Genomic DNA, 12,853 nt, shown 5'->3' with positions numbered 1-12,853 from the left:
TTAGATAAACTACCTGACAATCTTTTTTTACCTTTACAAAAGCTAATCAATAAGAAAGGTTATTTGTATAAAGAAATTATAGATTAATTATTAGTTATCTAGACCTAAATACCCAGATGCGTATTTATGCAATACACTTGAAACAAGAGTTTGATAAGGCATTCCTTCTTGAGCTGCAATCCGTTTTATATGATTTAAATCATGTGAGGTTAATCTAATATTGATTCTTTCGGACTTCTTAAAGAAATTAGCTGCCGCAGTTTTAGCTATATTTATTTCTTTTTCTACTTCAACAGTAATAGGTTTTCTAACAACACTATCTTGCTCAAAATAATCTAATATTTCTTGTTCTTCTTCTGTTAATTTATATTTTTTCATAATTTCTAAACCTTAGTTATTTAAGTATTTTTTACTTGCTTTTCTACTTGGTATAATTGTTTTTAAAAAAATTTTATCTTTTTGAATAATATGGGGTACTAAATAACAATAATTATCTATATCAACTATGTACATTTTTTGCTTTGGATATTTACTTTGATTAGGATGATCTATTAAATCTAATACATAGCCTTTTTCTATTAAAGCAATTACCTGTTCAAACGTTATTCCTCTTTCTTTAAATAAAAAAAGTTTTTTTCTTGATTAAATTCAAAATAGTGTTGTTTCTGCATATTTTAATATTATGGTTTTGCATGCCTTTTGTCAATACATATTTAACTGACGTCGACTATGTTTTAAACTAAAAAGAAAATGATCGCTCTTACTGCTCTTATGCGTAAATTAATCATTATCTCTAATGCTAAATTAAAATCTCTTTTTTTAAATTTAAAACATAGTTGACGATTGACAATCTTTTTTTACCTCTAAAAAAGTTAATTGATAGTAATAGTTATGTAATAATTAAAAATATGTTATAGTATAGCTTAATAATTGGATAGGTTATTTCAATGTTAAGTAGAATAAAATTATATATTAAGAAGCACTATAACAGCAAAAAGAAGCTTTCTTTAATTACTCAGGAAGCATTGTTTAAAGCGATACGAGAGAAAAATATTGCAGAAGTTGAGTATTTGCTTGAGCATGGTATTAGCCCTAATACAAATTATCAAGATGATATTGAAGGAGGCGGTGTAATTTTACATTGGGTTATAAAGGAGCAAAATGAAAATGATACGATAATTAAATTATTACTAAAAAGAGGAGCTGATCCTAACAACTTAGATAATTTTGGAGATGCTCCCTTACATTTAACCGCTCAAAAGGGCTATACTAATATAATAAAAATTTTACTTGAAAACGGTGCTTTTATAGATACTCAAGGTTTTGGTGGTTTTACTCCATTAGAGGCAGCGACTATGTCTTTTTCTAAAGCTAATTTCGATATTGTTAAGCTGCTATTACAATATGATGCTAAATTTATTTCAAAAATTATAAATAATTTTTATAGAGATCAAAGATCAATAATTGATGAAAAAGAAATAGCTTTAAAAGCTTTATTAGAACTTGAACATTTATTCCGTAATAAAAAAATATATAAAATTGTAGAAAAAGCTTATATTACCAAAGCTCATCTTGAAGATTTTGTAATATGGAAAGCAGAGGCTGAAATACCTAAATATATCAAAAATAATAAAACCCTCTTAAGTAAGTATATCTACAAATTATTCACCCTAAATAATTATTTAAATGATGATTCTCTTATGGTTAGCAAAAAAACGAAAGAACTTTTAGAGAAGAAAATCCATGAATATGTAGGTAATCAAGATTTAACTGAAACATTACGACCAGTATTAACCTTGAAACATTTTGCTGAATTTAAATTAATTCAAAATCCCGATGAAAGTAAAAAATATTTGATGGATAATTTATCGCTTTCCTATATAGAAATTATCACAAAACTAGAACAAGAATATAAAATTAACATAAGCGGTATAAGCGACCAAAATGAGGATTTATATACTCGTTTTATTTGAAAAAATTAGCTACCGCAGTTTTAATTTGATCTTCTAGCTATTTTTTAGGTAACTCTAAAAGCTCGTTTTTTCAAAATAATCTAATACTTCTTGCCTTTCTTCTGTCAAATTATATTTTCCTGACTCACTCTTTAAATTGTTCTACTAATTATTATACTAAAAATAGTTGCATATTAATAATACTTTCTCTATTATAAGCCCAATTTTGTAAGTTACAATTATATACCTAATAATCAACTAATTTATATTAACCTATGGCTCATAAAGATTTATCACATTTAACAGAAGAACAAATTAAAGATTTAATAAAACGTTACTATAATCATGAAAAAATGGTTGATTTATTAGAAGAATTTAAGATTAACGTACATCCTAATACGTTAATTAAACTCTTTCCTCCTGTAATTCATAATGAATTATTTTGTAAATATTGCTCAGATGTAAACCTAGTAAGTAAACTAGAAGGTAGGAGTCATACTAATTGTAACATAGTACATTTTGAAAAATTTTGCCCTGCATGTGATCATAGAGACAATTCACACTGCTCATGTTCTCATTGCAAAGATATTAGAAAACAAAAAAAACAAGCTGAAGAAGAAAATAAAAGAAATATTTTAATGCAAACATTTTTGCCTGTTAATACTGATATTCCTGCAGTTGAGGAATTGACATTGAAAGATGCGGTATATTTAATTTCTGCAGCAGAACACTCGGCTACTAAAGACTTTGAGTTTATAAAACCATATTTAGAAGGACCTACTGTAACAAGTTTAGCACCAGACGAAGAGTTAATATATGATATTATAGAACATCTAAATCATAGAGGCTTCATACAAATTAATCCTTTAAAAAATAATCTCGATGTTTTTAAATTTGATTTAAACGACAAGGTAGTAGGTTATTATCGAGATAGAGTATTATGGGAGCTTTTACCTAATATGGATATTAGAGAAAAAATAGAATATTTAAATTCAATTCTAAATATTATTAAAGGCGAATGGTCTTTCTCATGGAAAAACGATGTTATTAAAATGCGGGAGCTAATCACTAAATATGAATGTTTAGAAAATTTAAAATGTTTATTAGAAGAACATAGCTTTCCTGAAATGGATCAGCATGCAGAAAAGCAAGCTTTATCAACTTTTACAGATTTATTTGAAGATTTTTCAGTAGGACAAATATTTAACTTATCATGGCAAGCAGTAAGTAGAGTAAAATACGAGATTTCATTAGACAAAATTTATTACGGTACAGCGAAGATAATATTATTGCTATAATTATAAGTAAAATGCGACAAAAAGCGAACAAATTTATTGCAGAGAATCGGACAATAAAAAATTCTAGAAGAGAGTATTGTTTCCCGCAAACTATAATCAGCTCTACTTTTTTTGATTTATTTTTAGAAATAGGCGATGAGTATTATGAAAATATTATATCGACTGAATATAGTAAATAATTTATTTTTCCTTAGCCATCTCTTTTGCCTCTCTCCAAAGCTTCAGCAAAAATTCTGTGGATTGTCCTTGTAGATTTAGCAAATTATGTTTTTTGGTAAGTGTTTTTACTGCCTCCATACGCTTAGCGAATTTTGTACTGGTTTTGTTAAGCGTCTCTTCTACATCAAACTCTAAAAACCTACATAAAGAAATTGCTGTGTGGAGTAAATCGCCTATTTCTTCCTGTACTCTTTCTTTAGATTCACCATCGTTAATAGCTTCTTTTATCTCTCTACATTCATCAATTACCTGTTCTAAAATCATCTCATAATCAGACCAATCAAACCCATAAGCTCGTGCGTCTTTTTCTAAGGTAATTAAATCTTTTAAAGCACTCATAAATTTATAATACCTTTCCTAAATCTATATAATTTTTTTGTATCGAAATATCGTTAAACTCCACATCTATATATCCAAGCTTGCGGTAAAAAGCTTCAGCACTTATTCTTGCATGCATTTTTAGAATTTTGATATTTTGGTCTCTTAACCATTTTTCTAAAAGCTGCATCATATATTTACCGAATCCTTTATTTTGACTGAGCTTATCCACCGCAAGCGATCTTAAAGCTGCCTCATTCTTATTTAAGAATTCTATGTGAGCGGTTGCAACTATCTCTTTTGCCTTATAAAGCACAAAATGATAATGATTATTTGCAGTTATAGTCGAATGGTTAGAGTCATATTCTACATTTATAGGATCAAAAATTTGTTCCGCTCGTATGCGGTGATATTCCTGCCATTCTCTATCATCCAAACAAAGATTAATAATTAAGTTTTTATACATCAAATAAATAAAGGCTTAAGTAGACGAAGTTTTATTTGGAAAAGAGCAAGGAGATTATAAGGCGAGGAGCGGAGCGTATAATAATACTTGAGCACCGCAGATCTTATAAAACGACGTAGCCAATTTTTCAAATAAAACGAGTATACATATTTTTAAAAATTGTTTATGTTACAATATTCTACTTCAAATTACTTTAAGGAGTGCTAAATGAATAAAATTATTACACAATTACCCGAAATTAAGTTGGTCGGTATTACAACTCGTACTTCTAACGCAGCTGAATTCAATCCTGATACTGCTAAAATAAAGTCTATGTTGCAAAGATTTTTTGCTGATAACTTACAAGATAAAATTCTGAATAGAAAAAATCCCGGTAAAATTTTTGCAGTTTACACAAATTACGATAGCGATGAAAATGGAGAATATACCTATTTTCTGGGTGAAGAGGTTACTACTTTTGAAAATGTTAGTCAAGGATTTGAAGAGTTAACTATCCCATTACAGAATTATGCAAAATTTACATCAGATCCCGGGCAAATACCGACAATCGTTATTGATATGTGGCAAAAGATTTGGCAAATGGATGATACAGCTTTAGGTGGTAAAAGAGCTTATATAGCTGACTTCGAAATATATGATGAAAGAAGCCACGACCATAATGAAGCTGTTTTAGATATTTATATTGGTATAAAAAATGAAAATATTTAATAGTTATCGTGATTCGGTTTATATTAAAGATCATGTCAAATCAAAGCATATTATAGCAGGCGAATATTCTTATTACTCAGGCTATTATCATGGTGTGGCATTTGATGAATGCGTTACGTATTTAGATGTAGAAAATAATAACTGTGACGCTGATGAAATTGATAAGCTCATTATTGGCAAATTCTGTTCCATTGCTACCGGTGTTAAATTCATGATGGGTGGGACGCAAGGGCATAATTATAATTGGATAGCATCTTATCCTCTCGATTCTTTTGATGAAGATTTTGACAATTACGAAACCGTCCCACCGAAAGCTTATAAGCTCAAAGGTGATACTGTGCTTGGAAATGATGTTTGGATCGGTACTGAAAGCTTAATTATGCCTGGGATTAAAATAGCAGATGGGGCAATAGTAGGAGCAAGGAGTTTAGTAACTAAAAACATTGGAGCTTATGAAATATGGGGTGGTAATCCTGCTCGTTTGATTAAAAAACGCTTCTCTGACGAAGATATAGAAAAGTTACTACAAATTAAATGGTGGGATTGGAGCGATGATAAGATAAAGCAAAACTTACATCTACTTAGAGATTCAGATGTAGAAAGTTTGTGGGAAAGTGGTAAGAAATAAGTTGATTAGATTAATAATTTATGGTTTAATTGATTAAAATAATTAAAATGATCATTTTATGGAACAATTAAACGCAACTGAAGCAAAACGTGAATTTGGAGAATTGCTTATTAAAGCTCAAGTAGAACCTATTAGTATTATTAAAAATGGTAAGCCTGTAGCAGTAATTATTTCTAACAATGAATTTAAAGAGCTGGAAGCTTTTAAGGAGCAATTCCTAAAAATTGCTATTGCTGAAGGAATAAATGATATTTCTCAAGGTAAAATTCACTCACACAAAAGTGTTTTTGACAGTTTAAAAATGAAAATTAATGAATAAATGTGATTTTACCGATAGTGCTAAACGTGATATTGAAGATATTATAAATTACAGCTTAAAAAATTGGGGTAAACAGCAGACTACAAAATATTTAGATGAAATATATAAAAAGACGCTTGATTTAAGTGCCAATCCTAATATTGGAGTATTGCGTTCTAATATCTATCAAAATCTATTTAGCTTTCCTATAAAAAAGCATGTAATTTATTATATAAAACAACCAAGCGGTATAATAATTATCATAATTTTACACTCTGTAATGCATCCAACAATTCGTAATTTTCCAATTTCTAAATTAAAAATAGAGCAGTAATGAAACCTCTAAACTTTATCCTCTTAAGCCTCTTTTGTTTATCCGCTAATTGTTTCGGGGATATTATTCCGACTAATGATTTCAAAGTAATAGAGGAATATGTAAAGCCGATAAAGATACTTTAGTTATTTTTGATGTGGATGATGTGCTTGCAATACCAACCGATGAGTTTGCTTTTAATGCTCCCGTTAGAGTAGCACTAACGCAAAAACTAAGAGAACACTACTCAAAAGATGAGCTTAAATATTTGTATAGTTGCGTCTTTGAAAGACGTAATGCTCAGCCTGTTGAACCAAATATGCGAGGCTTGATTAAAAGCTTAGAACAACGGAACATTCCGGCAATTGCTTTAACCGGATGGTGGACAGGGAAGTATGGTAAAATAGATAAAATGGAAAATTTGAGATTTGATGCTTTAAAACAAGTGGATATTTCTTTCATTAATACTTCACCTTTTAAAGAAGATACGACTTTTCCGGAATTTGAGAATGAAAACGGGATTCCGATGTTAATATCAGGAGTTATTCTAACTTCCTTAGCAGATAAAGGTTTAGTACTTAAAGCTGTTCTTGAGAAATATAATTTACATTTTAAAAAAATTATTTTTATTGATGACAGTCTAAAATATCTTGAATCGGTTGAAAAAGCTTGCCTAGATATGAACATTGATTTTCAAGGTATTCATTACGGAGCCGCTAAAATAGCCCCTTTACCTATCCTTGATAAAGAAAAAGAAGAATTACGTTATGAAATTTTTGAAAAAGAACATATTTGGCTTTTAGATAAGGAATTAGAGGAAAGAATTAGAAAATGACAGCCATTATTTATTTGATAGGAAAACCTAGAACGGGTATACCGCAGATACTTCAAAAGTTGGTAAGTCAAATAAGCGGTGAGCCTGCACAGCGTATATTAATACGTGAGCACAGGCGAATCCCGAAATTTGACATGCCAAATCTTGAAGTATCAAAGGTATAAATATACTATAGCGAAAGAACTTAGCAAAAGTGGATATATTGTATGTGACAACCAACTAATCAATAATCCTATTTTTGCGTTGCTTGAATATGATGGATTTAAAGAGATTCCGGAATTTGCTTGGGAAATAATTAGGAAAATTCGGGATAATATTTTTGAATTTATTTCTTGCAAACATAGCAATAATTATGTGCTAACTAATGTACTCGGTGAAATTGAACGAGATCACAAGCTTTTTAAACAAGTAGAGAATATGGCTTTGCAGCGTGATTCGCTTTTTGTGCCGGTAAAACTACTTATCTCAAAAGAAGAAAATAAAATACGTGTAGCAAACCCTGAAAGAGCTTTGCGTTATAAATCTCTACAAATTGAAGAGGGGATAGAGTTAATTAATATCTCACATTCTAATTTATTAGAACTGGACGTTAGCGATTTATCTGCTAGTGCTGCCGCAGAGAAAATTTTAGAGCATGTTTTAAAATTGAAATAATTTTTATTTCATACGATCTAGTAAAACTTATTTATTCTTTTGTAGACATTGCCAGCGTGGATCATTTTTCTCTGTCACTCCATTATAGTACTAGTGTCGTCGCATGGCTCAAAAAACGTCCTGTATGTCATTCTCGCAGAGGCATTATTGCGTGGATCAGTTTTTGCCTGTCATCCCGTGACTTGATCACGGGATCCAGCTTTAAATACTAAAATTATTAGTATCAAAAATTGTTTTTCTGGATCTAGTTCCCAAGCCACGGGAGGCATTATTGCGTGGATCGAAAAACGCTCTCGGTATCATACCGTGGAGGCATTGTTGCGTGGATTGAGAGTCGTCATTGCGAGGAAATTACGAAATAATTGACGAAGCAATCTAGCCCAAAAATGCTACTTATAGCATTTTTTACTATTTTTTCTGGATTGCCACGCTCCTTGCAGTCGCGTAGCTCAGACGATTTGGTATCCACGCAACAATACCTACCGTGGCTTGTCCACGGGATGACAGGGGGGAGAATGATCCACGCAACAATGCCACCACGGTATGACACCAAGAACGTTTTTCGATCCACGCAAACCTACAGTACCGGACAGTTATTAAAAAAGGTCTCGTTATTGCGAGGAAATTATGAAATATTGTACGTACGTAATCTTAGAAGTTATAACTTTAATTCATGAGATTGCAACAAAGCTTCACTCTTTGCAAGGCCTTGTTGCGTAGATCGAGATTCGTCTGAGCTACGCAAATGAAACGAACGTGGCAATCCCGAAAAAATAATAAAAAATTATAAGTAGCATTTTTTGGCTAGATTGCTTCGTCAATTACTTCGTAATTTCCTCGCAATGACGATTTGGAAGCTATTTAATATCCTTATAATAATAAACTATCCAATACTATTCGATATGATACCGAGAACGCTTTTTGGTCCATGCGGGCAATACAATTTACCACTGACAATATCTATATTTATATCCATATCCAAGGTTTATCAGGATCTGCTAGCACTCCTTGTTTTATATCTTTTACTGCATATATTCTTGTGAAATAACGATCTTTTCCATCCCATTTAGGGGTATATTTATCTCTCTTATGTAAAACCGCTTTATTGCTCAATATAACAATATCCCCAGAGTTAACGTATATATGGTTCTGAATTGATTTCTGATCTACAATCTCTCTAATTCTATTTAAAAAATCTTGTGCCTTTTGCGTTTCAGCTATAACGTCCATTTTTATTCTACTATAATATCCTGTAGAATGCTCTACTAATAAAGGCATATTATTGATCGATATTTTATGCAAAAAAGAGTCCGCACTCATAATCGTAAATTCTTTGCTTAGCCCTACTAAAATATCATCATAGCTTAATTGGTTTAATATATCTTTAAGGCTGATATAAACTATAGGTAAGTTCTCATGCCCTTTATGAACAATGCCGAAAATCAAATAATCAACTATAGGCGATAGATTATTAGCTTTTTCAAGCATTGGTCTATACGCAGCGTCAACATGCCAATCTAAATCATTAAAAGGTGACTGAGAGCTGCGTTCATTATGAGAACCATACCGAGGTGCTACTGCCCTGATAATATTTTTATCTTCATCTTTATACAATATATGTAAACTATCTATTGCACTTATTATTCCATACATATGACAAATTAAATCCTCTATTCCTGTGACTTCTACTTCACCGTTATAAGGAGTTAGAACATTATAATTCTGCTTACTAGCATTCTTTATATGTATAATTTCCGCACCACTATTTATTGCATCCTTAATTTCTTTGATATAATCCGGATATGTTTTTTCTAAAAAATCTTTAAAAAACATACTAGCTTGATGAGGATTATCAGAAAGATTATTTAAAATATCATTATATCCAATATCAAAATTTTTAAGATAAATTTCTTTTCTCATAATTTATCTTAAAACTTTCTTATTACTGAATTCCAATTTTTTGAAGCATTAGTAATACCAAAAGAATCTACATATTTTGTATCAACTAAATATAAATCTTTTTTCTCTCTCAACCAGTTAGTTAATTTAACAATTTTATTGTTTAAATTTTCTAGTTTTTCTATGCAAGGTTTTTCTCCAAATATCATAGCACGCATTGTTATAGTCAATATTAGTATCCTCAACAATAAAGTAATCACCGGTTTTAAATATGTTATTATGAAAATAATCTAAAATACCTGTAGTATTAATATGAGCATCTTCTATTAAAAGTAGCGGATGAATTATTTCAGATATTTTTTCTTTGGGAAAAATTTCTTCTACTTTATTAGAATCACCTTGTAAAAATTCAATTCTATCATCAAATTTTACTCTTGAATCGATATTGTCAAAATCAATATCTATACTAATTACTTTCCCTTCTTCTACAGATAGACTTTGTATATCAGCTAACCATAAAGCTGAAGCTCCTTTAAAACTTCCAAATTCAATAATAGTTTTAGGCTTTAACTCTTGAATTAAATTCTGAGTAGTTACAATTTGAAAAGGGCTTTTTTGCATTGGGATATTTTTCCAATTAGTATCATAACTATTTGCCGCAATAGAATGCCAAAACGATTCATCTAGATCACTTCTTGTAACTCTATTATTTATCGATACAAATCTTTTCTTCTCTTTTTGATTAGTCGTACTATTTAATAAGCCTAACATATTTTTCAACTATAAATTACATATAGATATGGTAATAAACACTTTTAACTCTAAAGTCAATAGGTTTTTTAAACTATAAATTGAAAAGTTATAAATTAATTATTATTACAGGAAGTTAATAGTAGTTGAGTTTTTACAAAAAAAGCTATATATTAATTCTTTTTTAAAAAATTAATATTAGTAAAATTATGTATAAGACAAATAAGATTAAGGATATTTATTCCTCCAATGTAAAAATTATTTCAGAAAAAGCTAAAGCTAATATAGCTGAGTATGCACATTTATTATTAAATTTTGAAACATGTTATAACGATATTTTATATGTAGAAAATGCTAATGCAGCAGTGGAAATAGTTAATTTTACTATTAACCATAATAAAGGGGATGTAACGACTACTAAAAATATTATGACAAAGCTATTTGATAGTTATAAATATCATGAATATAGTAAAAACGCATTACTTAAAAAGTATAATATTGAGCGTAATAAAACGACTCATTTAAAATATAAAATAGGCGACAAAACTCAAATATATAAAATAAATAATAGCAGTAAAGATATAAATGTAGATGCTTTTTCAAAAGCTATGGCATATTTCTCTGCTATACATGCCGCTACAATGAATAATAATTTAGCAATGGCAGATGAGCTTATAAAATATCTACTACAAAATACTGCAAAATTTCTAGATAAATTGCAAACTACTAATAAATTACAATATGAAAAATGTACTCAAGCTATTACAGCAATAATTACTATGTTTTTAGAGCCTAAATTTCAAATAGAAATTATTATGGATTTTAAAAAATACTGGCTACATGATTTTAATGCATTGTCTAACTTCTCTAAAATATTAGTAGATAATAATTATTATAACAAAACCATAGAATTACTAACTGAGAAACCACTTCCTAATGATAAGTCAGACCCTGATCTCACTAATTGCTACTCTAACCTTGCTCTAGCATATTGTAAACTTGGAAATTATACAGAGGCTGAAAAATATTATTTAAAGGCTCTTGAGAATTGTAAAGATGAGGATGTAATTTGTAACTTAATATCAATTTTTACTCTTCAAAATGAAATTGATAAAATAGACGAATTTGTAGGAAAATTACCTAATGGATACTTAAAAAAAATACTTTTGATGAACTTTAAAACTTCTTTAATTACAGATGAAGAATTAAAATCAATTAATCCTGATGCGTTATCTCCATATTGTAAAGAAAAATATGAAGCCTTAAAATACATCGCTTATATTAATAAGCATAATAAAATAATGGATTTAAAAATAAAAAATGACTTTATTAAATTTTTACATAATTATTTAGATTATAAGCATGCTTTTACATTAGCAATTTATGCTAATGAATACGAAACAGCACATATTATTTTTAATAAAATACCTGCTGAACAAGTAGCTAATAGTAAAACTTTAAAGCAATATAACTTACTCGTTAATAATTATTTGAGTTTAAAAAAGATTCTAAAATTTATAGAAGAATCTAAATTCTCTGATAAAGAAGCCATTGAGGTACTTAATACAAGTAGTACTTGTTTACTTGCGGATAAAAAACCTAGCGAAGCCGCTGAAACTATTAAAAAAGCCTTAGAATATAACCCTAATAATGAAGAAACATTAGAAATAGGGGTAGCTACTTCCTTATTAAATAAAGATACAGATACAGCTAAGGAGTATGCTAATAAACTAAGCCAAGAAAAACAAGAAGAAATTATCGTAAGCTATTCTTTAGACGAGAACCCAGCAGAAGATATAGAGCAGCTTGTTGAGCAGCACGATCCAAAGAAGATCCATGAACATTATCAGCTATTAAAGAAAGAAGCGTTTTATAAAGCTAGCCAAAACATTATTAAAAATGATGTTATAATATGGTATATTGATAAAGATATTATAAAAAGCACAGATACAACTTTTATAGGAAAATATAAAGGGCTAGATTGTTATGCGAAAATTTCTAAAAATCTTCAATTAGATAATAATATAGATTCCTACGAAAACGCTCTAAAAAAAGGTATATTACACCATAGTAAAGGGGGAACTGGTGTTAAATTTATAAGAAATAATGCCATTGAGCTAAAAGGATCAGAAGGAGATCGATTATTTACAAATATTCTACATGCAAATGATAATGGGAAGCTGTTAATAGATTTTGATCATAAGGGTAATCATAACGAGGCTGATAGATTTTTTAGAAGCCACCATTTAGAATATAGTAACGACAAATACCTAGAACTTAGTGGCAGTCACCCAGAATTATATTCTGAATAAATTTAGAGTTTAAACGTAGATTGAAAGTCGTCATTGCGAAAAGTATAGCGACGTAGCAATTCAAAAAATAATAAAAAATACTAATTTTATTAGTATTTTTAACTGGATCCCGTGAATAAATCACGGGATGACAGGGGAAAATGATCTACACAGGCAATGCCTGCCGTGGCTTGACCGCGGCATCCAGAAAATAATAAAAAATA

Annotated in this window: 16 protein-coding genes and 1 pseudogene; 11 read left to right on the top strand and 6 right to left on the bottom strand. The window is 29.6% G+C overall.

What is annotated here, in order from left to right:
- Positions 1-90: 90 nt before the first annotated feature.
- Positions 91-378: a CopG family antitoxin gene (locus AAGD49_RS02680; protein WP_341789024.1), complete on the bottom strand. Its 288-nt coding sequence runs from the start codon at positions 376-378 to the stop codon at positions 91-93.
- 12 nt (positions 379-390) lie between these two features.
- Entirely contained in the window at positions 391-513 is a 123-nt protein-coding gene (locus AAGD49_RS02675) for a hypothetical protein (RefSeq protein ID WP_341789023.1), read from the bottom strand.
- Between the two features lie 434 nt (positions 514-947).
- Here AAGD49_RS02675 and AAGD49_RS02670 point away from each other — a divergent pair, with 434 nt between their 5' ends.
- From AAGD49_RS02670 to AAGD49_RS02660, 3 genes are all read left to right on the top strand, one after another.
- Positions 948-1,973, top strand: a complete 1,026-nt coding sequence (locus tag AAGD49_RS02670; RefSeq protein WP_341789022.1) for an ankyrin repeat domain-containing protein — start codon at positions 948-950, stop codon at positions 1,971-1,973.
- A 254-nt stretch (positions 1,974-2,227) separates the two neighbouring features.
- Positions 2,228-3,250: a hypothetical protein gene (locus AAGD49_RS02665; protein ID WP_341789021.1), complete on the top strand. Its 1,023-nt coding sequence runs from the start codon at positions 2,228-2,230 to the stop codon at positions 3,248-3,250.
- An 11-nt stretch (positions 3,251-3,261) separates the two neighbouring features.
- On the top strand, positions 3,262-3,429 hold the full coding sequence (locus AAGD49_RS02660; RefSeq protein ID WP_341789020.1) for a hypothetical protein: 168 nt from the start codon (positions 3,262-3,264) through the stop codon (positions 3,427-3,429).
- A 1-nt stretch (position 3,430) separates the two neighbouring features.
- On the opposite strand, the gene AAGD49_RS02655 is transcribed toward AAGD49_RS02660, so the two are convergent.
- Positions 3,431-3,808 (bottom strand): MazG nucleotide pyrophosphohydrolase domain-containing protein, encoded by a 378-nt coding sequence (locus tag AAGD49_RS02655; RefSeq protein WP_341789019.1) that lies wholly within the window; start codon positions 3,806-3,808, stop codon positions 3,431-3,433.
- A 4-nt stretch (positions 3,809-3,812) separates the two neighbouring features.
- Positions 3,813-4,253, bottom strand: a complete 441-nt coding sequence (locus AAGD49_RS02650; RefSeq protein ID WP_341789018.1) for a GNAT family N-acetyltransferase — start codon at positions 4,251-4,253, stop codon at positions 3,813-3,815.
- A gap of 207 nt (positions 4,254-4,460) precedes the next feature.
- On the opposite strand from AAGD49_RS02650, the gene AAGD49_RS02645 reads away from it, so the two are divergent.
- The 7 genes and pseudogenes from AAGD49_RS02645 (at position 4,461) to AAGD49_RS02615 (ending at position 7,689) form a co-directional block, all read left to right on the top strand.
- Positions 4,461-4,961, top strand: coding sequence for a GyrI-like domain-containing protein (locus AAGD49_RS02645; protein ID WP_341789017.1), 501 nt, complete (start codon positions 4,461-4,463; stop codon positions 4,959-4,961).
- Complete coding sequence (locus tag AAGD49_RS02640; RefSeq protein ID WP_341789016.1) at positions 4,948-5,589, top strand: CatB-related O-acetyltransferase; 642 nt, start codon at positions 4,948-4,950, stop codon at positions 5,587-5,589. Before AAGD49_RS02645 ends, AAGD49_RS02640 begins: the two co-directional genes overlap by 14 nt.
- A 58-nt stretch (positions 5,590-5,647) precedes the next feature.
- Complete coding sequence (locus tag AAGD49_RS02635) at positions 5,648-5,908, top strand: type II toxin-antitoxin system prevent-host-death family antitoxin (RefSeq protein ID WP_341789015.1); 261 nt, start codon at positions 5,648-5,650, stop codon at positions 5,906-5,908.
- Positions 5,901-6,221: a type II toxin-antitoxin system RelE/ParE family toxin gene (locus tag AAGD49_RS02630; RefSeq protein WP_341789014.1), complete on the top strand. Its 321-nt coding sequence runs from the start codon at positions 5,901-5,903 to the stop codon at positions 6,219-6,221. The genes AAGD49_RS02635 and AAGD49_RS02630 overlap by 8 nt, the downstream gene beginning before the upstream one ends.
- Positions 6,222-6,357: 136 nt before the next feature.
- A complete protein-coding gene (locus tag AAGD49_RS02625; RefSeq protein WP_341789013.1) occupies positions 6,358-7,035 on the top strand; it encodes a DUF2608 domain-containing protein in 678 nt (225 codons plus the stop codon).
- A gap of 37 nt (positions 7,036-7,072) precedes the next feature.
- Positions 7,073-7,196 (top strand): annotated as a pseudogene (locus AAGD49_RS02620) (palindromic element RPE5 domain-containing protein); the annotation flags it as partial.
- On the top strand, positions 7,180-7,689 hold the full coding sequence (locus AAGD49_RS02615; RefSeq protein ID WP_341789012.1) for a hypothetical protein: 510 nt from the start codon (positions 7,180-7,182) through the stop codon (positions 7,687-7,689). The pseudogene AAGD49_RS02620 and the gene AAGD49_RS02615, both read left to right, overlap by 17 nt.
- A gap of 966 nt (positions 7,690-8,655) precedes the next feature.
- On the opposite strand, the gene AAGD49_RS02610 is transcribed toward AAGD49_RS02615, so the two are convergent.
- The gene (locus AAGD49_RS02610) at positions 8,656-9,609 is read right to left on the bottom strand and encodes a cephalosporin hydroxylase (RefSeq protein WP_341789011.1); all 954 of its coding nucleotides are present in this window, start codon (positions 9,607-9,609) and stop codon (positions 8,656-8,658) included.
- A 135-nt stretch (positions 9,610-9,744) separates the two neighbouring features.
- Positions 9,745-10,209, bottom strand: a complete 465-nt coding sequence (locus AAGD49_RS02605; protein ID WP_341789207.1) for a CmcI family methyltransferase — start codon at positions 10,207-10,209, stop codon at positions 9,745-9,747.
- A gap of 338 nt (positions 10,210-10,547) precedes the next feature.
- On the opposite strand from AAGD49_RS02605, the gene AAGD49_RS02600 reads away from it, so the two are divergent.
- Entirely contained in the window at positions 10,548-12,650 is a 2,103-nt protein-coding gene (locus tag AAGD49_RS02600; RefSeq protein WP_341789010.1) for a tetratricopeptide repeat protein, read from the top strand.
- Positions 12,651-12,853: the final 203 nt, after the last annotated feature.

This window comes from Rickettsia endosymbiont of Lasioglossum villosulum (genome assembly GCF_964026455.1).
Lineage (GTDB): Bacteria > Pseudomonadota > Alphaproteobacteria > Rickettsiales > Rickettsiaceae > Rickettsia.
Note: the sequence above shows the minus strand (reverse complement) of the source record. Positions and strands in the feature narration are given on the sequence as shown.